24 protein-coding genes are annotated in these 25,392 nt (G+C 43.4%); 18 read left to right on the forward strand and 6 right to left on the reverse strand.

Annotated features, from left to right (window positions below; genetic code table 11):
* The first annotated feature begins 232 nt into the window (after nucleotides 1-232).
* From argC to ACM0OZ_RS05660, 4 genes are all read left to right on the forward strand, one after another.
* On the forward strand, nucleotides 233-1,291 hold the full coding sequence (gene argC / locus ACM0OZ_RS05645; protein WP_414581828.1) for an N-acetyl-gamma-glutamyl-phosphate reductase: 1,059 nt from the start codon (nucleotides 233-235) through the stop codon (nucleotides 1,289-1,291).
* A 107-nt stretch (nucleotides 1,292-1,398) separates the two neighbouring features.
* A complete protein-coding gene (locus tag ACM0OZ_RS05650) occupies nucleotides 1,399-1,521 on the forward strand; it encodes a hypothetical protein (protein ID WP_414581830.1) in 123 nt (40 codons plus the stop codon).
* A 53-nt stretch (nucleotides 1,522-1,574) separates the two neighbouring features.
* Nucleotides 1,575-1,772 carry a hypothetical protein gene (locus ACM0OZ_RS05655; protein WP_414581831.1) on the forward strand — a complete coding sequence of 66 codons (198 nt, stop codon included), beginning with the start codon at nucleotides 1,575-1,577 and terminating at the stop codon, nucleotides 1,770-1,772.
* A complete protein-coding gene (locus ACM0OZ_RS05660; RefSeq protein WP_414581832.1) occupies nucleotides 1,769-1,975 on the forward strand; it encodes a Uma2 family endonuclease in 207 nt (68 codons plus the stop codon). Before ACM0OZ_RS05655 ends, ACM0OZ_RS05660 begins: the two co-directional genes overlap by 4 nt.
* A 116-nt stretch (nucleotides 1,976-2,091) precedes the next feature.
* On the opposite strand, the gene ACM0OZ_RS05665 is transcribed toward ACM0OZ_RS05660, so the two are convergent.
* The 6 genes from ACM0OZ_RS05665 to tnpA form a co-directional block, all read right to left on the reverse strand.
* Nucleotides 2,092-2,469, reverse strand: a complete 378-nt coding sequence (locus ACM0OZ_RS05665) for a type II toxin-antitoxin system VapC family toxin (RefSeq protein ID WP_414581833.1) — start codon at nucleotides 2,467-2,469, stop codon at nucleotides 2,092-2,094.
* Nucleotides 2,459-2,683, reverse strand: coding sequence for a hypothetical protein (locus tag ACM0OZ_RS05670; RefSeq protein WP_414581834.1), 225 nt, complete (start codon nucleotides 2,681-2,683; stop codon nucleotides 2,459-2,461). Before ACM0OZ_RS05670 ends, ACM0OZ_RS05665 begins: the two co-directional genes overlap by 11 nt.
* A gap of 154 nt (nucleotides 2,684-2,837) precedes the next feature.
* Nucleotides 2,838-4,049, reverse strand: a complete 1,212-nt coding sequence (locus ACM0OZ_RS05675) for an RNA-guided endonuclease InsQ/TnpB family protein (RefSeq protein ID WP_414581835.1) — start codon at nucleotides 4,047-4,049, stop codon at nucleotides 2,838-2,840.
* Nucleotides 4,050-4,591: 542 nt separating this feature from the next.
* Entirely contained in the window at nucleotides 4,592-4,750 is a 159-nt protein-coding gene (locus ACM0OZ_RS05680) for a hypothetical protein (RefSeq protein ID WP_414581836.1), read from the reverse strand.
* 160 nt (nucleotides 4,751-4,910) lie between these two features.
* Complete coding sequence (gene eno / locus ACM0OZ_RS05685) at nucleotides 4,911-6,191, reverse strand: phosphopyruvate hydratase (protein ID WP_414581923.1); 1,281 nt, start codon at nucleotides 6,189-6,191, stop codon at nucleotides 4,911-4,913.
* 432 nt (nucleotides 6,192-6,623) lie between these two features.
* Nucleotides 6,624-7,034, reverse strand: coding sequence for an IS200/IS605 family transposase (tnpA, locus tag ACM0OZ_RS05690; protein ID WP_414581837.1), 411 nt, complete (start codon nucleotides 7,032-7,034; stop codon nucleotides 6,624-6,626).
* A 29-nt stretch (nucleotides 7,035-7,063) separates the two neighbouring features.
* Here tnpA and ACM0OZ_RS05695 point away from each other — a divergent pair, with 29 nt between their 5' ends.
* The 14 genes from ACM0OZ_RS05695 (at nucleotide 7,064) to ACM0OZ_RS05760 (ending at nucleotide 25,247) form a co-directional block, all read left to right on the forward strand.
* Nucleotides 7,064-8,323 (forward strand): RNA-guided endonuclease InsQ/TnpB family protein, encoded by a 1,260-nt coding sequence (locus ACM0OZ_RS05695; protein ID WP_414581838.1) that lies wholly within the window; start codon nucleotides 7,064-7,066, stop codon nucleotides 8,321-8,323.
* A 385-nt stretch (nucleotides 8,324-8,708) separates the two neighbouring features.
* Entirely contained in the window at nucleotides 8,709-9,338 is a 630-nt protein-coding gene (locus ACM0OZ_RS05700) for a 4Fe-4S single cluster domain-containing protein (protein WP_414581839.1), read from the forward strand.
* Nucleotides 9,339-9,488: 150 nt separating this feature from the next.
* Complete coding sequence (gloA, locus tag ACM0OZ_RS05705; protein ID WP_414581840.1) at nucleotides 9,489-9,923, forward strand: lactoylglutathione lyase; 435 nt, start codon at nucleotides 9,489-9,491, stop codon at nucleotides 9,921-9,923.
* Between the two features lie 23 nt (nucleotides 9,924-9,946).
* Nucleotides 9,947-11,842, forward strand: coding sequence for an iron uptake porin (locus ACM0OZ_RS05710; RefSeq protein ID WP_414581841.1), 1,896 nt, complete (start codon nucleotides 9,947-9,949; stop codon nucleotides 11,840-11,842).
* A gap of 226 nt (nucleotides 11,843-12,068) precedes the next feature.
* A complete protein-coding gene (gene clpB / locus ACM0OZ_RS05715) occupies nucleotides 12,069-14,738 on the forward strand; it encodes an ATP-dependent chaperone ClpB (protein ID WP_414581842.1) in 2,670 nt (889 codons plus the stop codon).
* A gap of 111 nt (nucleotides 14,739-14,849) precedes the next feature.
* Nucleotides 14,850-15,269 carry an element excision factor XisH family protein gene (locus ACM0OZ_RS05720; RefSeq protein WP_414581843.1) on the forward strand — a complete coding sequence of 140 codons (420 nt, stop codon included), beginning with the start codon at nucleotides 14,850-14,852 and terminating at the stop codon, nucleotides 15,267-15,269.
* Nucleotides 15,257-15,592, forward strand: a complete 336-nt coding sequence (locus tag ACM0OZ_RS05725; RefSeq protein WP_073633526.1) for a XisI protein — start codon at nucleotides 15,257-15,259, stop codon at nucleotides 15,590-15,592. Before ACM0OZ_RS05720 ends, ACM0OZ_RS05725 begins: the two co-directional genes overlap by 13 nt.
* Nucleotides 15,593-15,909: 317 nt before the next feature.
* A complete protein-coding gene (htpG, locus tag ACM0OZ_RS05730) occupies nucleotides 15,910-17,892 on the forward strand; it encodes a molecular chaperone HtpG (protein ID WP_414581844.1) in 1,983 nt (660 codons plus the stop codon).
* Between the two features lie 121 nt (nucleotides 17,893-18,013).
* Nucleotides 18,014-18,250, forward strand: a complete 237-nt coding sequence (gene rpmB / locus ACM0OZ_RS05735; RefSeq protein ID WP_414581845.1) for a 50S ribosomal protein L28 — start codon at nucleotides 18,014-18,016, stop codon at nucleotides 18,248-18,250.
* A gap of 342 nt (nucleotides 18,251-18,592) precedes the next feature.
* Nucleotides 18,593-22,270 carry a hormogonium polysaccharide biosynthesis protein HpsA gene (gene hpsA, locus ACM0OZ_RS05740; RefSeq protein WP_414581846.1) on the forward strand — a complete coding sequence of 1,226 codons (3,678 nt, stop codon included), beginning with the start codon at nucleotides 18,593-18,595 and terminating at the stop codon, nucleotides 22,268-22,270.
* A gap of 32 nt (nucleotides 22,271-22,302) precedes the next feature.
* Nucleotides 22,303-22,995, forward strand: coding sequence for a hormogonium polysaccharide secretion pseudopilin HpsB (gene hpsB / locus ACM0OZ_RS05745; RefSeq protein WP_414581847.1), 693 nt, complete (start codon nucleotides 22,303-22,305; stop codon nucleotides 22,993-22,995).
* A 32-nt stretch (nucleotides 22,996-23,027) separates the two neighbouring features.
* A complete protein-coding gene (hpsC, locus tag ACM0OZ_RS05750) occupies nucleotides 23,028-23,969 on the forward strand; it encodes a hormogonium polysaccharide secretion pseudopilin HpsC (protein ID WP_414581848.1) in 942 nt (313 codons plus the stop codon).
* Nucleotides 23,896-24,573 (forward strand): Tfp pilus assembly protein FimT/FimU, encoded by a 678-nt coding sequence (locus ACM0OZ_RS05755; RefSeq protein ID WP_414581849.1) that lies wholly within the window; start codon nucleotides 23,896-23,898, stop codon nucleotides 24,571-24,573. Before hpsC ends, ACM0OZ_RS05755 begins: the two co-directional genes overlap by 74 nt.
* Before the next feature lie 32 nt (nucleotides 24,574-24,605).
* Nucleotides 24,606-25,247 carry a TIGR04282 family arsenosugar biosynthesis glycosyltransferase gene (locus ACM0OZ_RS05760; RefSeq protein WP_414581850.1) on the forward strand — a complete coding sequence of 214 codons (642 nt, stop codon included), beginning with the start codon at nucleotides 24,606-24,608 and terminating at the stop codon, nucleotides 25,245-25,247.
* The last annotated feature ends 145 nt before the right edge of the window (nucleotides 25,248-25,392 follow it).

The following is a 25,392-nucleotide window of genomic DNA, read 5'->3' on the forward strand; positions in this document are numbered from 1 at the left end:
TTTCCAGCTACCAAAGGTAAATTTTTTTTAATAAATCCTTGTTTTTGATTGTAGCTCTTTTGGAATATTCCAGAAGCACCAGAAGCAAAGATTCGATAACATACCGATAAATATCTGCGGCTAAAGTAGGATTTATGATCGCTCTTGGCAGTAACAGTGAAACAGCAATAAGCCTTTAGCGGCAAAATACTGGTAATGAGAGTTCTCCAGATTCAAAAAGGATTTCATAGTTATGGGTAATTTTAGACGCGTACCCGTTGGGATTGTTGGCGCGTCAGGCTACGGCGGAGTTCAGTTAGTCCGACTATTGATGGATCATCCAGAAGTCGAACTGGTTTACTTAGGTGGAGAGAGTAGCGCAGGAAAACCGTTGGCGGATCTCTACCCGCATCTGGCTCATATAATTAACCAACAGATTGAGGCTGTTGATCCAGAAACAATTGCAGGGCGTTGTGAGGTAGTTTTTCTGTCTCTGCCAAATGGTCTAGCTTGCAAAATGGCTCCGCAATTGTTAGAAAAAGGATGTAAAGTCCTTGATCTGAGTGCCGACTATCGCTTTAGCGATTTAACAACTTACACAAGCTGGTATGGTGTCCAGAGAACGGATCTTGCAACGGCAGCACAGTCTGTTTATGGATTACCAGAACTGTACCGCGATCGCATTGCAGAAGCACAACTCATAGGCTGTCCTGGTTGCTACCCCACCGCTAGCCTCCTGGCACTTTCACCACTCCTCAAGCAAGGGCTGATTGTCCCAGAAACAGCCATAGTTGATGCCAAATCAGGCACATCTGGCGGCGGACGTCAAGCGAAAGTCAATATGTTACTTGCCGAAGCAGATAACTCCTTGGGTGCTTACAATGTTGCCCGTCATCGCCATACGCCAGAAATCGAGCAGATTTGCAGTGACTTAGCGGGGCACGAAGTCACCATCCAATTTACACCACACCTGATTCCGATGGTGCGGGGCATCTTAGCAACAGTGTATGCTACGCTACGGGATCCTGGTTTGGTGCGAGATGACTTAATCACGATTTACCGAGCCTTTTACCGTAACTCTCCTTGGGTGACAGTTTGTGACCCAGGCGTTTACCCCCAAACCAAATGGGCAGGCGGCAGTAACCTATGTTACATAGGCATAGAAGTTGACCCGCGTACTGGTCGGGCGATCGTCATGTCAGCAATTGATAATTTAATCAAAGGACAGGCAGGTCAAGCCATCCAATGTCTCAATATTATGATGGGTTGGGATGAGACACTGGGGTTGCCGAAGTTGGGGTTTTATCCGTAACTGAGAACAAGGGAGATGAGGAGGATAAGGGGGATGAGGGGGATGAGGGGGATGAGGAGGATGAGGGGGATGAGGGGGAAAGAAATAACTGTCTATGTACGGGTGTAATGCCTTGCGCACCTGCTCCCTCATCTCCCCCTGCTCCCTCATCTCCCCCTGCTCCCTCATCTCCCCCTGCTCCCCTTGCTCCCTCATCTCCCCCTGCCTCCCCTGCTGCCCATTTGTATTAACCTTCAAGTGAAACGGTATAAGATGGGAGTTCAGTTTAGAGGAGCTTCACTTGATGACTTTACAAGAAATTCTTAATTCTATTAACACTTTGTCCACAGAAGAACGGGACTATTTATTTGAGTTTCTGCGGAAAAAAAAGGAGGAATCTAGAGGAGATAATTTTTGGGAGGGATTACAAAAATTTAGAAAGGTAATCCAAAGCGAGGGGATTATCTTTACTGAGCAGGATTTCGCTGATTTACATAAGTGACAATATGGAAACGCTACGCAAAAAGATGCACCGAATACATCGATAATGGATTGCGTCTGGGTTGGTTAATTGATACACAAAATAAAAAAGTAGAAATTTATCGTGCCTTACAGCCACAATTCGTGTTGAATAATCCAACAAGTTTATCAGGAGAAGATGTTTTACCTGGGTTTGTTTTAGATTTACAAGTTGTGTTTAGCTAGCACAAATGTTTTCCTTGCTTGTTGGCGATACGCATTCTGGCGTCTGTTGCTTTGCGCGATACGCGTAGCGTCAAGCCTCCGGCTTATCGCCCTTGGCGGCTTCTTCAGGAGCATCGCTACCAATTAATTACCGTTAACATTGTTACCTTCGTAAACTCAGTATCAGCAGTCACCAAACTTGCTGAATTTTGGATCGCCATTGCTGCAATAACAGCATCCGGTAGTTTCAACCTATATTGCAGCCGAATTTCAATGATTTTCTCAATTAATACAGCATCACTCGCCACTAGATCGACAATCTCCACTCGCTGAAGAAACAGTTGAAAAAGCTGGCGATCATCTTGACTCAACTCAGAAAAAGCCAGAAATTCAATTTGGCTAATAACTGAAATTCCAATCCAATCAGCATCTTGAAGTAATTGAATCAGTTGAGAATTCCCTTGAAGTAGAGCCACAATCGCATTCGTATCCAATACGTAGCGATTACCACTCATCCCGTAGAGTCCTTTGCATAAGAAGTGCATCTCCCTGCCAAGTTAACCGCCCCACCAAGTCGGAGAAATCATAGCTGGGTTTTTGCTTCCCTTGTGACGAAACTGGATTCAAAACAACAACAATGTCCACCTCCCCAGCGGCTAACTGCGTTGGAATATTAAGATTCAAATATCCTGATTCATCTATCGTGCTCGTAAATTTTAGAACTTCCATGAGCAATTTTTTACTTCAAAAACGAACTTCGTTTACAGTCTTGGAGCACAAAGCTCACTTCATCGTTTATTGTTTGTTTTTACTGTAGGAGAGGTGGGTTCGCCTGCGCACACCTTTTCCATCATCTATACGATATCATTTGACACTCTCCGCCCTATAAGTGCGGAGATTCTTCGTTCAAAGACCCAACTTGTTCAGACAGGATTGCTCCAATCAGAGTAGAGGTCGAATCTCCCGAAGCGTTCGGATCTAAGATCCAAGTTCCCACATGCCCTGTGGTACTCAAGGCTCGATTTAGAATAACAAGCGCGGCATTATGATCCCGGTCTAAGATAAACCCACACTGACAAACATGGGTTCTCATAGACAAAGACTTTTTGATTATCGTGCCGCATTTAGAGCATTCTTGAGAAGTGTATGCAGGGTTGACGGCAACCGTAACTCTTGCAAACTTAATGCCAAAATACTCTAACCATTTTCTAAATTGATACCAACCAGCATCATTAATAGATTTGGCAAGACAATGATTTTTAACTAAGTTCTTAATCCTCAAGTCTTCGTAGGCGACCAAATCGTTAGATTGGATTACGCAACGCGCCAGTCTCTTGGCATGTTCTTGACGTTGCCTACTTATTTTGAGGTGTACTCGCCCTAAACTGTTAATGGCTTTTTTGCGGTTGGCAGAACCTTTGTTTTTGCGAGAAACCCGACGTTGATGAAATTTCAACCGCTTCTCACCTGTGCGATAAAATTTCGGGTTAGGTTCGGTATGTCCATTACTATCGGTGTAAAACTCTTTGAGTCCTACGTCCAATCCAATAGTTTTACCAGTAGGCTGTGTGTCTATCTTGTTGTCAGTTCTAATTAGAAACTGAACATAGTACCCATCAGCTTTGTTGACTAACCTAACTCGTTTTATCTGGTCTAGCTGGTAGAAGTTTAAGTCCCACGTTCCTTTGAGTTTGAGTTTGCCAATACCTTTTTTGTCAGTAAATGTGATTTGCTTCCTAGTCCTAGAAAGCGACCATCCTGATGTCTTGTATTCTACTGAGCGACAGTTCTTTTTGAAGTTCGGATAGCCTTTTTTACCCGGAATAGACTTTTTACAATTGTCGTAGAACCGAGCAATTGAACTATAAGCTCTTTCCACTGCTGCTTGGCAAGCATGAGAGTTTAAGTCTTTGACAAAGGGATATTCTGCTCTCAGCGCTGTATTATGACGATAAAGGTCTTTCTGTCCCACGCCACGATTGTCCATCCAAAAACGGATACACTTGTTGCGGACGAATTGAGCCGTTCTAATCGCCTCATTTATAGCACTATATTGAGTTGTCCTTCCCTTAGCCTTAAACTCTAAAACTATCATTTGACGTGGACAAACCCTACGTAAACCATCCTATCACAAATACCAAAAGCCGCCCTACAACGGCGGGGCTTGTACCCATTAATTTCGGTCAACAACATAAACCGAAAGCAAAACCAACACAAAACAAGTCAAAAATCAAAAGAAGATCCTTACTTTTGACTTTTGACTTTTGACTTTTGCCTTCCCCAAAGGGGCGGCTGCTGGCTGGTCATAAAATTAATCGAATAAGAAGTAAGCACCAAATGCTCACCAGGTCAACTGACACTTTGGGAACAGTGCCAGGTATTGGAATGCCCCGAAGTGGCAGAAGTGGTAGATAAGTTTATCCAAGCTAATAGGGCGTTTGACGGAAGTTGCAATAAAAGAAAGTGTTGCCGCACGTTGGTTTCTTCTCCCCGCAGCCTGGTCGCTAACCTTAGTTGTTCCCGCACCTGCGCCCCTCCTTGTTCCCGTTGCACCCGAGATTGCCGCCAGACACGGGTGATGGCCAGACACGGGTGTCGTCTGGGTGCCTCTGTACACCTGGGTGTCCTAAACTGCTCTCAACGCTCGCCCCAAGAGCCCCCGCCGCCGACAAATCCGCCCCCAAAGCGCCGACAACAACCGCCACAGACAAGCCCGCCACGAGACAAACCCGCCTTCCTATGGTTTTCATCTTCATTTTTATCTCTAGAAAGGATAATCATTGAAGTCTTCGCCATACCTTACCCTTTTTTGGATACCTACAAAAAAGATTTCCAAAAAAGATTCACAAAATTTTGCACGGAACATGTTTATCATTCTGGAGCCCGCAGCGGGCAAGGGAGGGGGCGCGGAGAAGGGCGCGCTTCATCTCCCCCTTAAGCGGTGCTCCCCTTGCTCTTACTTCGGTCCTAGTCCCGCAGCACCAGCATAAACAGCGCGATCGCCTAATTCATCCTCAATTCGTAGCAAACGGTTGTATTTTGCTACCCGTTCGCTGCGACAGAGGGAACCCGTTTTGATTTGACCGGCACGAGTTGCGACTGCTAAATCAGCAATAGTTGTGTCTTCTGTTTCTCCAGAACGATGGCTGATGATTGACCGGAAACCGTTGCGAGTTGCCAAGTCAATTGTTTGCAGCGTTTCTGTCAGCGAACCAATTTGATTAAGTTTAATCAAAATGGCGTTACCAGCTTTGGTCTCAATTCCTTTTTGCAAGCGCGTGACATTGGTGACAAACAAGTCATCTCCTACCAACTGCACACGGGAACCTAACTTCTGAGTCAGTAACTGCCAATTTTGCCAATCTTCCTCATGCAAGCCATCCTCAATCGACACAATCGGGTATTGGTCAACCAGTTGCCCGAGGTAGTCAACAAACTCAGCAGGAGAGTGAGGTTTGCCGTCGTAGACATACTGCCCATCTTTATAAAACTCACTTGCAGCAACATCCAACGCCAAAGCCACTTGTTCCCCTGGTTTGTACCCAGCCTTCTCAATCGCTGCAACTAGCAATTCTAGCGCCACCTGATTTGACTCCAGATTTGGCGCAAAACCGCCTTCATCTCCCACCCCAGTGAGTAATCCTTTCTCATCCAACACTTTGCTGAGGGTGGCAAACACCTCTGCACCCCAGCGCAACGCTTCCCGGAAAGAAGATGCGCCAACGGGGACAATCATAAACTCTTGAAAATCCACGTTGTTAGCTGCGTGGGCACCACCGTTAATCAAATTCATCAGCGGTACTGGTAACAAATTTGCAAGTGGACCGCCTAAGTAGCGATAGAGGGGAATTCCCAAGGACTCAGCACCGGCTTTAGCTGCTGCCAGGGAAACCGCTAAAATCGCATTAGCGCCAAGCTGGGATTTATTGGGAGAACCATCCAAGGCAATCATCGTGCGATCGAGCAATTCCTGGTTAAGGGCATCCAAGTCTATCAATTTTGGAGCAAGTGCTTCTTTAACGTTTTGCACCGCCTTGAGTACGCCCTTACCCCCGTAACGCGCCTTATCCTGATCGCGCAGTTCGTGCGCTTCAAAAGTGCCAGTAGACGCACCACTGGGAACCTGCGCCAATCCTACAACACCGTTGACCAAATGCACTTCTGCTTCAACTGTTGGTCTACCGCGAGAGTCAAGAATTTCGCGGGCGACAATAGCTTCTATGGCAGTGTCAAACATTTGTTCTTCGTCCTTTGTCATTTGTTCTTTGTTCTTCGTCGTTTGTCATTAGTCTTTTGTTAAGGAATAATGACAAATGGTTAACAGTCCAATGGTTAACCCGAGAATCTAGCATAGGGCGTTTAAGTAACTCTATAGGCTGAGATTAAGGAAGATTTCCAGCGATATGGTTTATCCAAGTCTCTGCTCAACAGGAGATTAGCAGAAAAAATATGGACTTGTGAGGCAAAACCCCTCTTGCAAAAGCAGATTTTTGTCTATGAAACCACAGATAAACACAGATGCACACCGATAAATTATCTGCGTCCATCTGCGTCCATCTGTGTCCATCTGTGCTTCCAACTAAATGTCGGTAGGGGTCTCCTGTTATACCCGCGCGTGTTAGCGGGAGGGGAATACCGACCAGTTAATAAACTGAGCGATAGCGAATCATTATTCAGGTGTTGCTTGTTGCTCAACATACTTTTTAAGTTGTTCAACAGTTACTCCTCCGCAACTAGCGACAAAATACGAACCAGTCCAGAAAACGGGTTTGCAGTAAATTTTGTCTAGATAGTCACCAAACTCTTTGCGGATCAGGCGGCTGGAAACGGTCTTTAGATTAGCAATAAACTTACTCAGTTCAATTTGAGGATGATAGCGAATTAGTAGATGTACATGATCATCCTCCCCGTTAAACTCTAGCAGTGTTGTTTCCCATTTGGAACAAGTTTCATCAAAAATAGTAGCAAGTCTACTATGAATATCTTTATTGATGACTTTCTTTCGGTACTTTGTAACAAATACTATATGAGCGGCAAGAGAGTATACAGACCTAAAACCCTTATTGTATAGACTTGTCATAATTAGCGGTAAGTTTTAAAATAGCAATTATGATTTTAACTTACAGCTACAAAATCAAACCTAATGCAGAACAAGAAGCGGCAATGCTCCACACACTGGAGCTATTACGTCGCCATTGGAATTATGCACTTGGTCAGCGTTTAGATTGGCTGCGACGAACTCGTTGTCAACTAGACCGATGTAGCCTTGTAAGCGAGCCTATCGGGGAAATTCCTGTTTCTGTCAACTACTACACTCAACAAGCTGATTTAAAGCAAACCAAGGAACTGTTCCCAGAGTACAAAAACATCTGGGCAGAATCACAGCAGGTTAATCTGCAACGGTTAAATAAAGCATGGGAACGTTGGTTATTCCCAGATAAATTAGGGAAACGAGGCGGGAGACCCAAATACAAGAAAATTGGAGAATTACGGTCATTTGTTTACCCGCGAGTTAACTGCCCAAAAGCTGGAGCATCTCTCAATAACAGCATTTTAAAGCTCTCAAAAATAGGGGAAATGCGAATTATTGTGCATCGCCCTATTCCGGATGGTTTTACTTTAAAGACCTGTACGATTGTCCACAAAGCTGATGGTTGGTATGCCTGTATTTCTATGGCGGACGACACCATACCAGAGCCACTACCGCTCGAACAAGTCAAGACATCTGTTGGCGTTGATGTAGGGTTGAAGGAGTTTCTTGTTACGTCCGAAGGTGAAACAGTCCCAATTAAGCAACACTATCGGAAAGCCCAGTCTCACCTAGCTCGTCAGCAACGCTTCTTGGCACGCAAGCAGAAAGGATCTAGAGGGTTTACTGCTCAACAGAACAAAATAAGCAGAATCCACCAACGTATTGGTAGGCAGCGCAAAAATTTTCATTACAACACAGCACACAAACTGGCAAAAAAGTATGATTTAATTGCGGTTGAAGAATTGAATATCAAGGGACTTGCGCGTACACGATTGAGCAAGTCAATTCTAGATGCAGCCTGGGGTCAGTTCATCACAATTCTGGAATCAGTGGCAGTCAAATGCGGAGTCCGAGTAGTGAAAGTAAGTCCTCATGGTACAACCCAGAATTGCTCTAAATGTGGCGCGAAAGTACCGAAAACCCTCTCTATCCGATTGCATGAGTGCGATAAATGTGGACTGCAAATGGATAGAGACCAAAATGCCGCTCTGAACATTAAGGAGCGAGCATTAAGCGAGGTGGGACTCATCTTGCCTGCTGGTGGAGGCTTAGTCAATAGACAGCCCGTGAAGCCAGAAGCTTGGGGTTTGAATGGAGTGCAGCTCTCTCTATTTTAATCTTGAGAAGCTCCCGTTGTTATAGCGCAAGCTTAACGGGAGAGAACGTCACATACTAAACGCGGATTTTTGCGACCAGTCGAATGAAATTTTCCTAGGCTAGGCACTGCCGACTATATCTACACCTTTTTTACTCCCTTCCCGCCCTAAGAATACCTAATGTAACGAACCGCGAAGGCACGTAAGCGCAAAGCGCAGGCTACGCCAACGCGCAGCGTCTCCGTCAGGAGAAGGACACGAAGAAAGAAAAGACGAAGGTTCGGTAATCTTATAGCGGGAAGGGAGTAGTCAGCAATGCCGATTCTACTGTAGTCCCTCAAAAGTTCCTCAAATTTTCCCTCTAGCCTGCAAGTAAATCCTTCCCCAACATAGAGAGAGAAAAACAATGACCCAAAAGAAAACTAACCCTTACCCAGCTTTGATGGAAATTCCCGCCGGATACCTCAACATTATGGGCTATATCGATGAATCAGAGGTGAATGGTCCTGGATGTCGTGCTGTTGTTTGGGTGCAGGGGTGTTTGCGGGAGTGTCCTGGTTGTTTTAATACTGAATCCTGGTCATTTGAAATGAATCAATTGATATCCGTTGACAGCCTTGCTGAAAAAATTCTTAGCAATCCTCGCAATCAAGGAGTGACATTTTCTGGAGGGGAACCCTTTTGGCAAGCCCCTGCATTGGCTGCTGTTGCACGCAAGGTAAAAGCGGGTGGATTGAATGTGATGTCCTTTTCTGGTTTTACTTTGGAACAGTTACAATCCCAGTATCCGCCAGCTGGCGCTCAAGATTTATTGGAACAGTTGGACATCCTGATTGATGGTCCTTACATTCAGTCGCTAGCAATGAACTCACCTGATTCTCCTGTTTCGTCCAGCAATCAACGAGTTCACGTCTTTAATCCCGCCTTAGAAGACCAGATTACCTGGGCAAGCGACCAAATAGAGGTTCATATTTTCAAAGATGGTAGCCGTCTGATCACTGGCTACCGAGGCGGGTTGGAGTTGTCCGAGGAGTGAGGGAGAAATCAATTCAAAATTCAAAATTCAAAATTCAAAATTCAGGCATCAGGAGTCTGTTCCTCATCCCCCCACTTTCCCAATATGGAACCAGTTCCCAGATTACAATATTGAGCGGAAGCACAAAAAATTAAGCCAAAGGAGATAATTATGCGACTCCTGCACACGATGCTACGGGTAGGTAACCTTGAGGAATCTCTGAAGTTCTACTGTGATCTTTTGGGAATGAAGCTACTACGTCAAAAAGATTACCCAGGGGGAGAGTTTACTCTGGCTTTTATTGGCTACGGTGACGAAAGTGAAAATACGGTGCTAGAACTTACTTATAACTGGGGTGTGGAAAAGTATGACTTGGGCGATGCTTACGGTCACATCGCCATTGGTGTTGATGATATTTATGCCACTTGCGAGAACATCAAAAAACTTGGTGGTAAAGTTGTGCGCGAACCAGGACCAATGAAACACGGTTCTACGGTCATTGCTTTTGTGGAAGACCCAAATGGATATAAGGTAGAACTTATTCAACTGAGTACTCACAGTTCTAGTGTTAAACAAGAAACTGAACAGCAAATGATTGCTCAGTAAATCTAACTAAAAACATGGGTGTGATGGAGTTGAGCCTAAAGCAATGCCTACGGCAAAGAATCCGTTCTCGAAAATTGTTGGCTAGGAATTTACTCATTTGTGGAATTCTCAGCCAAATTATCTGCTTTCCAAAAGCAGCGAATTCTTTGCCTTCTCCACAGCAGCCAGAAACTGCTATTGCAATTTCTGATCACCAGGATGACCTCGGTGATAGCAATATACCAGAGAAATTTGAACAGTTTACTGATGTCATTGAATCTGCAGAATTTCCAGAAGCATCTGTAGCAACAGATGAAATTAGTAGTCCGCCACAGCAACTTTGCGGGGTTTGTAGTAAGCGCTTTAGCGCTGAAGCGCTTACTACAAACTATGCTTACCCGTCATTTTTGGGTAGGGAGACTACTAGAGATTTAACGGATGTGGGGACGGATGAAATTCCAGGTGCAACAGATAAATCATCTGTGACATCGGCTACAGAATCCACTGCTGAACAAGAACCTGGTAATCTTGAGATGAATGCTCAACCGTCACCTCAACAACCTGCGGTTTCTGAATTGTCTGATGTTCAACCCACAGACTGGGCTTATCAGGCATTGCGATCGCTCATGGAACGTTATGGTGTCCTCTCTGGTTATCAGGATGGCACCTTTCGTGGTAACCGCCCTGTGTCTCGTTATGAATTTGCTGCTGGTTTGGCGGCTACTTTAGATAAAGTCGATAGCTTGATTGCTAATCGTATTGGGAATCAGTTTATTCAACAAGACTTGATGACTTTACGACGATTACAAAGAGAATATCGTTCCGCCTTGGATGAATTGCAGCAGAGTGTCAACAGAATTGGCGATCGCGTCCCTCAACTCGAAGCAAATCAATTCTCCACCACAACAAAACTCCAAGGTCAAGCTATTGTTGCTTCAACACAAGGTAGTCATGCAAACGCTAGTATCGTCGCCCGCCTACGGTTAAATCTTTTAACAAGCTTCGACAGCAAAGATTTACTCCTCACTCAGCTAGAAGCTGGTAACAATGGCGATGATGCTATTAGTCGAAAACAAAAGAAGAACCTTAACCTGTTGGGAACGACTGGTTTAATCGCCAATGGTGGCGGACTTGATTATGTGGAAGTTGACTCCAATTTTAAACTAAGACGCTTGTACTACTCGTTTCGCCCCGTGTCAGATTTGGCTGTAACTGTTGGGGCAAAAATGTCTCCACGGGATTTTATTGACCGTAACAGATATGCTAACAACGAGGCGGTTGATTTTAGTTCCAGCTTTTTTATCAATAACCCTCTGATTGTCCAAAACCAAATTGACCGAAATGGGGGTGCAGGGGTGGCGCTAGCTTGGAATCCAGGCGGTGGTCAATTGACTTTGCGTTCTCTTTACATCGCCGCTGATGCAAATCTTGTCAACTCAAATGCCGATGGTGGCTTATTTAAAGATAGATATCAAGCGAGTGCAGAACTGGAATACTCACTTAGCAATCAGTTTGCATTAAGACTACAATATACTAAAGCTGAAATCAACAACACCGACATTAACGCCTTTGGGGTTAATGCCGAATATGCCCTTAATCGAAACATAGGGATTTTTACTCGCCTGGGATTTGGTAGTTACCAAGGGTTCAACAACGCCATTAACCAGGATTTAGATTTACATCCCTTTAGTTGGGCGGTAGGATTTGGTATTCGTAACCTCCTGCTTCCCGGTACTGTTGGGGGTATCGCCGTTGGTCAACCTTTCGTTACTGATGGTTTGGGAAATGCCACTCAGATAAATTATGAGGCATTCTATAATCTGGAGCTAAGCGACAATGTTAGTATTACGCCCACGCTTTCGGTGGTAACAAATGCAGATAACGATAGCTCCAACAACACTATTTGGCAAGGCACCTTCAGAACAGTGATTTCATTTTAGAGTAGGTTTGTAGTGAGACCAGTATTAAAGGAGGGTTTCCCGACCTAGGTCACCGACGTTCGCTTGAGGCTAAGCACTGCGATCGCTGACTACAAAGTATCACCAAATTGCAACCGCAGATACAAGCAGATAGTCTCCAATAATGATTCGATATTAATTTGAAACAAATACCATTATCCAAAATCTAAAATCCAAAATCTAAAATCCAAAATCTAAAATTGTAAAGATGCAGCCTACAGATCCAAATAAATTTACTGATAAAGCCTGGGAAGCAATTGTCAAATCACAGGATATTGTCCGAGCGTATCAACAACAACAACTCGATGTCGAACATTTACTGATTGCTTTATTAGAAGAACCTACTGGGCTAGCAACACGCATCCTCGGTCGTTGTGAAGTTGACGCCATGCGCTTGCAACAGCAACTAGAAGCATTTACCCAACGTCAGCCCAAAGTAGGTAAAGCCGATCAACTCTACCTCGGTCGTAGTTTAGACACATTGCTAGACCGAGCTGAAGAAGCTCGATCTAGAATGAAAGATTCCTACATATCTATTGAACACTTACTCTTAGCTTTTGTTGAAGATGAACGCATCGGACGAAAGATATTCAAAAGCGTTAACCTAGACACCGCAAAGCTAGAAGCTAGTATTAAAACGGTTCGGGGTAGCCAAAAGGTAACAGACCAAAACCCAGAATCTCGTTATGAAGCTTTGCAAAAGTTTGGCAGAGACTTGACAGAACAGGCAAAAGCTGGTAAGCTAGACCCGGTTATTGGAAGAGATGACGAAATTCGCCGAGTCATACAGGTATTGTCCCGCCGCAGCAAGAATAACCCTGTACTGATTGGTGAACCTGGGGTAGGTAAAACGGCGATCGCCGAGGCATTGGCACAGCGTATTGTCAATGGCGATGTTCCAGAATCTTTGAAAAATCGCCAACTGATGGCTTTGGATATCGGCAGCTTGATTGCTGGGGCAAAATACCGGGGCGAATTTGAAGACCGCTTGAAATCCGTCCTTCGGGAAGTCACAGAATCGAACGGTCAAATAGTGCTGTTTATTGATGAACTGCACACCGTTGTCGGGACTGGTTCCACGCAACAAGGGGCGATGGATGCAGGAAATTTGCTCAAACCCATGCTGGCGCGGGGAGAACTGCGCTGCATTGGCGCAAGCACCTTGGATGAGTACCGCAAATACATTGAAAAAGACGCGGCTTTAGAACGGCGTTTTCAGCAAGTCTTTGTCGATCAGCCGAGTGTGGAAAATACAATTTCCATTTTGCGGGGTTTGAAAGAACGCTACGAAGTTCATCACAATGTTAAAATTTCTGACTCCGCCTTAGTAGCAGCAGCAACACTGTCTGCACGTTATATTTCTGACCGTTTCTTACCAGATAAAGCAATTGACTTGGTGGATGAAGCAGCGGCGCAGTTGAAAATGGAGATTACCTCCAAACCAGCGGAATTGGAAGCCATCGACCGACGATTGATGCAGCTAGAAATGGAAAAGCTGTCTTTGGCAGGAGAAGAGAAAGCTACAGCCCAGACGAAAGAGCGTTTGCTGCGAATTGAGCAAGAAATTGCCAATTTGACGGAAAAACAGCAGGAATTTAATGACCAGTGGCAAGGTGAAAAACAGCTGTTGGAAGCGATTAGTGCATTAAAGCAAGAAGAAGAAAAGCTGCGGGTGCAAATTGAACAAGCAGAACGCGCCTACGACCTTAACAAAGCTGCACAGTTAAAGTTTGGCAAATTGGAGAGTGTCCTGCACGATCGCGAAGCAAAAGAAGTGCAGTTGCTGGAAATTCAAAGTAAAGGGGAAACCTTGCTACGAGAACAGGTGACAGAAGCAGATATTGCGGAAATTGTCGCTAAATGGACGGGAATTCCTGTAAATCGGCTGCTGGAATCTGAACGGCAAAAGTTGCTGCAACTTGAAAATCACCTCCACCAGAAAGTTATTGGACAAGAGGAAGCCGTCTCAGCTGTCTCAGCGGCAATTCGTCGCGCCCGTGCAGGAATGAAAGACCCTGGTCGCCCAATTGGTTCATTCTTGTTTATGGGACCGACGGGAGTCGGTAAAACGGAACTCGCCCGTGCTTTGGCACAGTTTCTCTTTGATTCTGATGACGCCTTGGTGCGTCTGGATATGTCCGAGTATATGGAGAAACACTCGGTTTCCCGCTTGGTGGGTGCGCCTCCGGGATACGTCGGTTACGAAGAAGGCGGTCAACTTTCAGAAAGCATTCGCCGCCGTCCCTACTCGGTGGTGCTGTTGGATGAAGTGGAAAAAGCTCACCCCGATGTGTTCAATATTCTGTTGCAAGTGTTGGATGACGGGAGGATTACTGATTCGCAAGGGCGAACAGTTGATTTTCGCAACACTGTGATTGTGATGACCAGTAACATTGGTAGCGAACATATCCTCGATGTGTCTGGTGATGACTCCAAGTATGAAAAAATGCGCAGCCGGGTAATGGATGCTTTGCGATCGCACTTCCGCCCCGAATTTCTCAACCGCGTTGATGACATCATTCTCTTCCACACCCTCAACCGCACCGAATTGCGGCAAATTGTCCGCATCCAACTTAAGCGGGTGGAAAAACTTCTACAAGAGCAAAAAATCTCATTGGAAATATCATCAGCCGCTTGCGATTACTTGGTGGAAGTGGGTTATGACCCAGTATACGGCGCACGTCCTATCAAACGGGCAATTCAGCGAGAGGTAGAAAACCCCGTCGCCACCAAGTTGTTGGAGAATACTTTTGTCCTTGGCGACACGATTGTGATTGACAAGGCGGATCATGGGTTGACTTTTAGTAAGAAAGTGGTGGTTAAAGTGCCAGCGCAGCAAAATAAGACCTTCTTAATTGAGGCATCCCAAGAAGTGTGAGCAGTAGCAGGGTGTGTAAGGCGCATTGCTTAATTCACATCCTGCATATTGGTGATAGAAGCTACATTACTCTAAGCTGTATTCTAGGAGCCAAAGAATCTTCGCAAACGAATGCCTGCAAAAGATGTATATCATGATGTAGTTGTACAAGCACTGATAGCGGATGGCTGGACAATTACTGATGACCCCTTATATTTAGCTTATGGGGGTCGAAATTTGTATGTGGATCTCGGTGCAGAACGTGATACGATAGCTGCTGAAAAAGATTCTCAAAAAATCGCCGTTGAAATTAAGAGTTTTCTCAGCCTTTCGCCTATACGTGACCTTCAGGAGGCAGTGGGACAGTATGATATCTATCGCACTGTACTTTTAGAATTAGAATCAGAACGCTTACTTTATCTGGCAATTCCCCAGCGAGTGTATGAAAGTTTATTTTCAGAACGCTTTGGTCAGTTAATCCTCAATCGGATACAAATTTGCTTAATTGTTTTTGATGAGGAACAAGCGAGGATTGTGCGATGGATAAACTAGCAAAGTATCGTGAAATAGTCCGGAAAGTTATATCCGAATATACCACCCACAAGCCTTATCACGGTCAAATTGATGTTGGAGCTATTATAGATTCCGAACGCGACCGTTACCAAGTCCTACAAGTAGGTTGGGATGGAATCCGTCGGGTACATGGTTGTACGGTACATATCGACATTATTGGTGATAAAGTTTGGATTCAGTATGACGGTAGTTCTTACCCAGTCGCAGAAGCACTCATGGAAGCTGGTATCCCTCGTGAAGACATTGTTTTGGGTTTTCATCCGGAGAATTTACGTCAACATACAGGCTTTGCCATATCTTGAATCACAAACCTGTTGTCAAAACATTTTTCCACGCGAACATATTAAGCTCTAAAAGCGATCGCTTCTATGCGGATACGACCTTTAGCAAATTGGTAGGGAAATCCGAATCGCTGATATCGGGTAATCAATGCTGCAAACTAAGAGCGATCGCCCTTACACGCACCATAAAATCCTAATGGGTAGAATCCCCATATCTGCCCTTTAAGATGAGGGTAGTTATTAACTAACCACCTAAATTAGGCTTTAGGTGTAGATAGGGGTGCTGCGGGGTTTTGCCTCAGTTATCATTCAGATACTTGCATTGAAGATTATCAGTTATGCTAGAACAAGGCACAATCAGTATTCATACTGAGAATATTTTCCCGATTATCAAGAAGTCTCTTTACTCCGACCACGAAATCTTCTTGCGGGAACTGGTTTCCAACGCTGTAGATGCCATCCAAAAGTTGAAAATGGTATCTCGCGCTGGGGAGTATTCCGGTGAAATCGGCGAACCGGAAATTCAAATTGCTATAGACAAAGACAAAAAGACCCTCTCCATCACGGACAATGGTATCGGACTGACGGCAGAGGAGGTCAAGAAATACATTAACCAGGTAGCCTTCTCTAGTGCTGAGGAATTTATACAGAAGTACGAAGGCAAATCAGACCAACCGATAATCGGTCACTTTGGTCTTGGCTTCTACTCCTCCTTCATGGTGGCACAAAAGGTAGAAATCGATACCTTGTCCTACAAAGAAGGTGCGCAAGCGGTTCACTGGAGTTGCGACGGTTCTCCAGAGTTCACCCTAGAAGAATCTTCTCGTACAACTCGCGGTACTACGATTACCCTCACTCTACAAGAGGAAGAACAGGAGTATTTAGAAGCAGCACGTATTAAGCAGCTTATTAAAACATACTGCGATTTCATGCCAGTACCCATCAAACTTGATGGCGAGGTGTTAAATAAGCAAAGAGCAGTATGGCGAGAGACTCCTAATAGCCTGAGTCAAGAAGATTATCTAGAGTTTTACCGCTACCTGTATCCTTTCCAAGAAGAGCCGTTGCTTTGGGTGCATCTCAATACTGACTATCCCTTTATCATCAACGGTATTCTGTATTTCCCCAAAATGCGACCGGATGTGGATGTCACCAAGGGGCAAATCAAGCTCTTCTCCAACCAAGTTTTTGTTAGCGACCATTGTGAGGAAATTATCCCACAATTTCTCCTGCCAATGCGGGGTGTGATTGATAGCACAGATATTCCGCTGAACGTATCACGGAGTGCTTTGCAAACTGACCGCACTGTGCGGAAAATTGGTGACTACATTGCCAAGAAAGTGGGCGATCGCCTCAAAGAACTTTACCGCGACAACCGCGAACAATACATCAGCGCTTGGAAAGACTTGGGTACCTTCGTAAAATTCGGCGTTCTCAACGACGAGAAATTCAAAAAACAAGTCGAAGATATCATTGTCTTCCGCAGCACCTATCAACCAAGCAGCGCTCAGGAATCAACAGCTACCCCAGCAGTTGAGGTACAATCTCAAGAGGGGGATGTTTGGCAAGATGTAACTTCAGCAAACGAAGACACTCCAAAATTGCCCTACACAACCCTGAAAGAGTACCTAGAACGCAATAAAGAACGTCACGAAAACCGTGTCTTCTACGCCACCGATGAAGCGGCGCAAGCTCCATACATAGAACTGCACAAAAATCAAGGTTTAGAAGTCCTGTTTCTAGACTCCTTTATTGACACCCACTTCATCAACTTCTTGGAGAGGGAACATCAGGATGTTAAATTTACGCGGGTAGACTCCGACTTAGATAGCACTCTGCTCGATCAAGACAAAGCAGGGGAAATTGTTGATCCGAAGACAAATAAAACCAGAACTGAGGTTATCAAAGAGCTATTTGAGAAAGCCCTCAACAAACCCAAGCTGAATATCCGCACCGAAGCTTTGAAAGCCGACGATCCGCAAGGGACACCACCTGCAATGGTGCTTTTACCAGAGATTTTGCGCCGCCTGCGGGAAATGAACGCTTTAATGCAGCAGCAAACAGCAGAGTTTCCTGAAGACCACATTTTCCTAGTCAATACTGCTCACCCACTAATTCAAAATTTAGCGGATTTGAGTCAAGGTAGCATTATTCAAGGTGATGTTCAATCGCCTACCGGACAGCTCGTGAACTTGGTTTGCCAACATATATATGATTTGGCGCTGATGTCTCAAAAGGGTTTTGACGCTGAAGGAATGAAATCATTCGTTGAGCGTTCCAATGAGGTACTCACCAAGCTGACACAGGAAGCTACAAAGTAGAAAAACCTCATTCCCAACCCCTCCTCATTCACTAGGAGGGGTAACGAGGATAAATCGTATCCCGCTTGCCGGGCGATTTTATATAATGGGAGATTGTGCTAAAGAATCGGAGTTTCTGACAATGTCTCGTCGCTGTGAATTAACAGGCAAAAAAGCAAATAACGCCTTTTCCGTCTCTCACTCGCACCGCCGCACCAAGCGCCTTCAGCAAGCGAACCTGCAAAACAAGCGCGTTTGGTGGGAAAGCGGAAAGCGTTGGGTGAAAATGCGTCTATCTACTAAAGCAATCAAAACCCTAGAAACCAAAGGGTTAGAAGCAATGGCGAAAGAAGCTGGGATTAACCTTAATCATTACTAATACCTTGACATCTCCTCAACCCTTTTTCTTGTAGGAGATGGGCTTTGTTATTGTTACCAATCTTCATTTTCCTTTATTACCTCTCCATATAGGGGAGGTTTTTATTTATCTAATATTAATTCGCATATAAATTTGCGATAGCTTGATAAGTTTTATCTAGCAAGTGGGTACTATAAATTTACTTTCCTAAGATTACCTTCATGAAGTTACCTCAATCGGTTTAGAGCTATTTAGAACCGCAGATGCACTTCTGTTGGACGCAGATAAAAACAGATAAATTATCTGTTTTTATATCTATATATATGTGGTTTTATCATTATAAAAATTCCTACGTAAGCAGGTATGTCTCACCATCGTAGAATCTTAAAGAAAATAGATAAAATTTATAGACAAATTATTAAAAAAAATGTCTTTGCAATTAAAAAACAAATTATTTGGCTCTTAAGGGCTTTGCTGGTCACTAAGAGAAGACGAGCAAGTGCGAATGCTGGTTTTGTCTTACCGACAGTAGCAATGGTAGCACTCGTAGTTGTGCTACTGACAACGGCTATTTTATTTCGGTCTTTTGAACGTGCAAAGAATGCTAGTAATGTCCGAGTGAATGAGGCTGTTTTAAACGCAGCATCACCAGCCCTTGAAAGAGCAAAAGCAAAAATAGAACAGTTATTTAGAGACCCGAGATTATCAAGCACAACCCCCTCAGACGATTTACTAAGCCAAGTCATCAACAAAAATCTTAACCAGTTCACTTTTGGCAATGAAATACAGTTAAAACTTGTTAAAGAATTTAACGGTAAAACGAATATTCAAGAAGATGAAGAGACTTTAAAAAGTGCTTGGAAATATCCCGTAGATACGGATAACAACAGTAAATTTGATAGTTACACTTTATATGGCATTTACTTTCGGACTTCAACTACTAGCAGAGCCAGAACTGTTTTAGAAGCAAGAACACCACCGATGGACGAGAGTAGTTTTAGTACTCAATGTCAGAGCTTGTTTACCACTAGTGGAAACTTGGTCAGTACTCAAGGTTGGTACAAAGTCGGTGATAAGCTAAAAAAAAGCATTTTTGTTTTTACCACAACTGTACCAATTACAGATTTAACAGGGCTAGATACTTCTAAATATGAAAAATTTACAGGTAATAACGGTTTTCTAGCTCTAGAATATCAGCAAGACCGAGAAAGAATACCTCTTAATAATAATTTTGTTGTTTTTGAAGATGATTTAGAAATTGCTCCTGAACAAGGTATAAATCTGAATGGACGCGTCTTCACTAATGGTAATCTGCTAACAAAAGCGGGAACAAATCCTATTAGGTATTATCTAGTCAGTAGTCCTAACTCTTGCTATTCCAAAGAAGAAAACAGTAAGATTATTGTCGCAGGAAATGTAATAGATAGTAGAGTTACTGAAAATTCCAGTGGTAATGACGTACAGGTAGATTTGTTTAACCAATCTTCTAACAGCACAATTATAAGTGAACCTATTAATAACATAAACAAAACTGTACCTTCATCTGTTTACGGAAACACAGCAGCATATAACGATGAGGCATATGCACAACGGATAGACCGTTTAGTGCAAGCAACAAATATTGCAGATCTTCCAGATGAAGTTACACAGCAAGTAAAACGAGATTTAGATGCTGACCCCACTTTAAATCCTGACAATGTTCGTAATGAAAAGTTAAGAATTTACTTTAGAAAGCGAACACGCCGCGTTCCATACGCTGAAGTTCCTCCGAACGGAGATTCACTCGCCACTTATAACTCTCAAGCAAATAGTCCTCTTCAAGGAAGTGGTAACTCTCTACGACCAGTGGACGCATGGATATTTCCTTATGATCCTGCTAATGGCACAAATGCTACAAATTATGCCAAGATAGACATTAAAGAAAATGGTAGTAACAAAACTTTCTTAGCTGCTACAGCTCCAGAAGAACAAGCAAAAGAAGGTAGAGAACTAAAAATTGGCGATCGCATTTTGGTTGGCAATAATTTACCTCAATTGTGGTTTGACGCAACCAAAGACAGATTTGTGAGTTCGCCAGAAGGACAAACAATTGTTGGTAAGCAATGGGATATTGATAAAAATGGAAATAATAGCACTGTCACTCGTGAGCGTTTTTCCCAAGCATTTCAATTAGAAGATTTAGAAGCCAACCGAGATGGCTTTTGGGAAAAGTCAGCAGCACAAAAACCTCAAAGTCCTCTGGATATCGTTGGGGGTTTGCGAGTCGTCACGGGTGCAGGAATTTACTTATCTAGCCGTTATACTCCCAGTGGCGGAACTTCTCAATTTGCTGCTGCAATCACAGATCCAGAAACAGTCTGGGCAGATTCGATGCCAATAGGTGTTACTAATAATAGCCAGGGCTTACCTGATGACAATACACCTTATCTACGAATGCGGGCTACAGTGGTGTATCACTACCAAGATGATTCCTACAATCCTAAAACCCCAACAGACTACCAAACACCAATTGCCTGTGTTAGCAGCTACTACGACCCCACAAGTAGCAAGACAGCGATAAACCGAGAGGGACTACCAGACATTAGACAAAGAGTTACAGTTCCTACTTCAATTCCTAACAGATCCTTAGAACTGACAGCCACAGTTTCTGCTGCTGATGCAGGCAATTCCAACAACGGTGTTGTCTACTCAGTTTTGTCTCTATCAACCACGGGTTATGAAGAAGCGCTTAAGTACCAAACAACGCTGAAATACCCAAACGAACGCTGGGTGAATGAACCACTTAACAAAGCTTGGGACAAGATTACAGCTAGTAAACCTCTTACCCTTTCAGACCAATCAGCAGTTGATTCTGCCATGTGCGCTTTGAAGATATGGAATCAGGATAACTCTATTAGGATTGACGATTCCGCGATTCCTCATGGCACTATCATGGAAACCGCTTTTCTCGATGCAAGGCAGATAGAAGCAATTGACAAACCTATATCAACTCCAGGAAACTCCGATTTGGATGTTGAATCGCGTCAACCATTAGAAATTCGTGCCACTGTTTTGGATCTTGATTTGTTACGAAGAAAACCAAAAACTAATGGAGAGTTTTTATTTCCAAATAGTGGGATTATTTATGCAACCCGTGATGATGCACTCGAAGACAAAAGTAATGCTGAAAGTAGAGATGTCAGTGCTACCGACTTCAAACTAGATCCAACTCGACGACCTAATGCCATCATGCTGATTAATGGCAGCAACTTAAGCCGTAACGCTACCTACAAGCCAGAAGAGAAGGGACTCATTTTGGCATCTAACCTGCCAGTTTACATCAAAGGAAATTTCAATATTCACACCCAGGAAGAATTCACAGATAACTCGTTAAAACAGGAAAAGGACTGGAGTAATAAATTCTATGCACGTCAGTCACTAAATTCTAACTTCGCCTGTCGCCAAGGTCAGTTTTCTGATTGCAACACAGGTGAAACTTGGCGTTCAGCAGTGGTTATTGCTGATGCAATTACAGTTTTATCAAATGATTTCCAGTTCGATTTCCGTGACGAGAAAAACGACAATAAAATCGCCACAAACACAGAAACAAACGTCGTATTTGCTCAAGGTAACATACCAGGACGCCCTAATGAAACAAATGGTGGTTTAGAAAACTTTGTGCGTTACTTAGAACGCTGGGAAGGCAAAAGTCACACAGTCGCTGGTTCTTTCATCCAGTTTAAACACAGTAACTATGCCACAGCTCCTTGGCAAACACCAACTGATAATGACACTAATGCTTCCAAGCCTAACCGTTTCTGGAGTTATGATGTAGCGTTGCTAAGTCAGCCACCTGACTTATTTACTCAACGCTTTACTACACCATCCACAAAACACCCGAGTGAGTTTTACAGGGAAGTCGGGCGAGACGATGCTTGGGTGAAAACTTTGCTATGTGCTGCACAAGATGGGAATGTTGGCGGTTACGAAAATGCTCCTACTACGTACGGTAGTAACTTCAAATACGCTGTTAGCCAAGACCAACGCGGTACGTGTCCTTGATTTGACTCAATTCTACTTTTAATTGCTGAAATATGATTCACCAAAAACAGCAGGAAGCATCTGCATCCAGTCAGTCAGGTTTTACCATTATTGAGTCATTGGTAGCAATCGTTGTTGTTGGCATTTTACTAGCAGCGATCGCACCTGTGATTGTCTTATCTGTCGCCACACGGGTGCAAGCAAGACGTGTTGAGTTGGCAACTGACGCTACTAAAACCTATATTGATGGAGTTAGATCAGGGGCAATTCCACCTCCTCCTATCACCAATACAAGTACATCTTTTCCCCCAAACGCCCCCTCAGAAACAACCTTGAACTGTCCTACGGCAAATGTCTACTGTTCGTTACCCACAGCTCCTCCATCAGCATATCAATTATTTTGTGTGGATGGAGATACAGGAGGTTGTACAAATAATAACTCCAAAGACTTAATTGTTCAGACATTTGGGTATAATCCAACTTCTTCTAATGCTCAAGATGGTTATAAGTTGGGCTTGCGAGTTTACAGGGCGGATGCTTTTGAAAATAACATCACACTGAAGGCATTGAAAGACCCAGAAATTAAACAAGCACAAACTTTCACTGGGGGAACAGGTTTAACATCAAGACAAGCACCCTTGGTAGAAACGACTACAGAAATATCAAATAAGGTAACGACATTTAATGATTTCTGTGCGCGTTTGAAAGCTCCACCCAGTAATCCTAATCCTCAATCTAATTGCTAAATAGACGCAACTATTCTAGGCAAATTAATATTATGAGTCCGCTGAAATGGCTTTTCATTAAGCAGCGAAAACTCTTTAGGGTGAAACAGAAAAGTGAAGGTTTTACCCTAGTTGAGTTACTGGTAGGCATCGTCATCGCTACTCTTGTTATCACGCCTTTGCTAGGATTCATGATTAACATTATGACAAGTGATCGACAAGAGCAGGCAAAGGTAACCACTGAGCAAGAAATCCAAGCAGCGCTTGATTATATTGCGCGAGACTTGCAGCAGGCAATCTATATATATGATGCTGATGGAATTGATAAAATTAGGCAGCAACTACCAAGGTATGGTGATAAGAAAAAATTTTTTCCTGTTCTTGTCTTTTGGAAGCGGCAGTTTCTTTCAGATAAACTTCCCGTTCCCGGTTCTCAAGAGAAAGATGATACCTTCGTCTACTCTTTAGTTGCCTATTATTTAATTAAAGATGATGATAAGGACTCTGTATGGTCTAAAGCTGCTCGAATCGGTAGATTTCAAATAAAAGACGGTTATGGTGCTACTGAAACCGATAAAAACAAAACTCGAAACAAAGGCTTTCAGATATTTAATCTGCAAGCATCAGGTAATCTGAAAAATAAGATGAATCAATGGACAAAGAGCGGGAATTATGACCAACGGATTTCGGCTTTAGTTGACTATATTGATCAAACTCTGATCAATGATAATAGCAATCCAGCCCCCTCCTGCGCTAGTGGTCAACAAATACCACAATTTTCTGGGAGTGGAGATGCTGTTGCCATTGGCAATGTTAAAACACAAGGATTTTACGTTTGTGTAGATTCAGAAAATGTTGTAGCCGAAGTTTATTTGCGTGGTAATGCCCTCGCTCGTCTTCAAAATACTAATATAAATTTCAATGGCACTAATAAAACATATTTTCCTCAAGCAAGCACACGAATTCAAGGAAATAGATTCTTATTTACGAATTAATAATCGTTCAAGCAGTGGCTTCACGCTGCTAGAAGTTTTGGTGAGTATTATAATTATTGGTATTTTAGCTGCTATCACAGTTCCAAGTTGGCTAGGTTTTGTTAATACTGTGCGCCTCAACACTGCACAACAAGAAGTTTATCTTGCTATACGCCAAGCTCAAAGCCAAGCAACTAAAAGCAAATTAACCTGGCAAGTGAGTTTTCGTGAACAAAACGGCATTTTGCAATGGGTGGTTCATCAAGCAGAAGCAGAGGTATTTATTCCTAATGCTATTAGTGCTAACAATGTCTTGTGGCATAACCTTGACCAAAATATTCAAATTGATAAAAATAGAAACAATAAAGGAAAGTACGAGACAACTTTGCCACAGCATACTACACAGCAAGAGTGGCGAATAATGTTTAATTACCAAGGTTGTCCTGTTTACCAAGTGGAAGATGAGTGTACCCAAACGTCACTAAACACACTGGGACAGATAACCTTATCTAGTAAAAATGGTGCAAAAGCTAGGCGTTGCGTCTATGTTTCTACAATTTTAGGTGCAATGCGAACTGGAAAAGAACACGATGAAGCTGATAGCAACGATAAGTATTGCTATTAAGATATTTCTGGTTAATTTAAATCAGGTACCCCGTGCTACATTTACCAGAAACAGCAAAACAGCATCTTATCATTTTCACCCGCTATCCAGAACCAGGTAAAACGAAAACCCGACTGATACCTGCTTTGGGAACTGAAGGCGCGGCAAATCTTCAGCGTCAAATGACGGAACACACCCTATCTCAAGTGAAACAGTTGCAAAAAACTTCTGCCATATCTTGTGAAGTACGGTTTGCAGGCGGTAATTTGCAACTGATGCAAGACTGGCTGGGATATGACATCGCTTACCAACCTCAAGGTGAGGGAGATTTGGGTTCGCGGATGGCACAATCTTTCTACAATGCCTTTCAATCAGGTGCAGAAAAAGTCATTACTATCGGTACTGACTGCCCTGATGTCAATGACCAAATTTTAGCAGAAGCCTTTAAACAACTTCAGCAGTGCGACCTTGTACTTGGTCCAGCGGTAGACGGTGGCTATTACTTGATTGGTTTGCAGCGTTCCGTCCCAGAATTATTTATCAATATAGATTGGGGAACCTCTCAAGTATTGCAACAGACTATAGATACTGCCCAGACGCTTAATTTATTGGTAGATTACTTGCCTTTGTTGGCTGATATTGATCGTCCGGAGGATTTGCCAATTTGGGAAAAGCTTCTCGGACTTACGCACTAAACTTATGTGTGGTCGCTGGGTGTGTAATCATTTCTTGGCTCACACCCTACCTGATACACAAGAAAAATGCACACGAAATCCCTCTAATGGAATATTTACTACGGTTATCAATGGTGTCAATCTATATCTGGTATTTTCTAACACA

It is taken from the genome of Scytonema sp. PCC 10023, from assembly GCF_963920835.1.
In the GTDB taxonomy this organism is placed as follows: Bacteria; Cyanobacteriota; Cyanobacteriia; order Cyanobacteriales; family Nostocaceae; genus Kalymmatonema.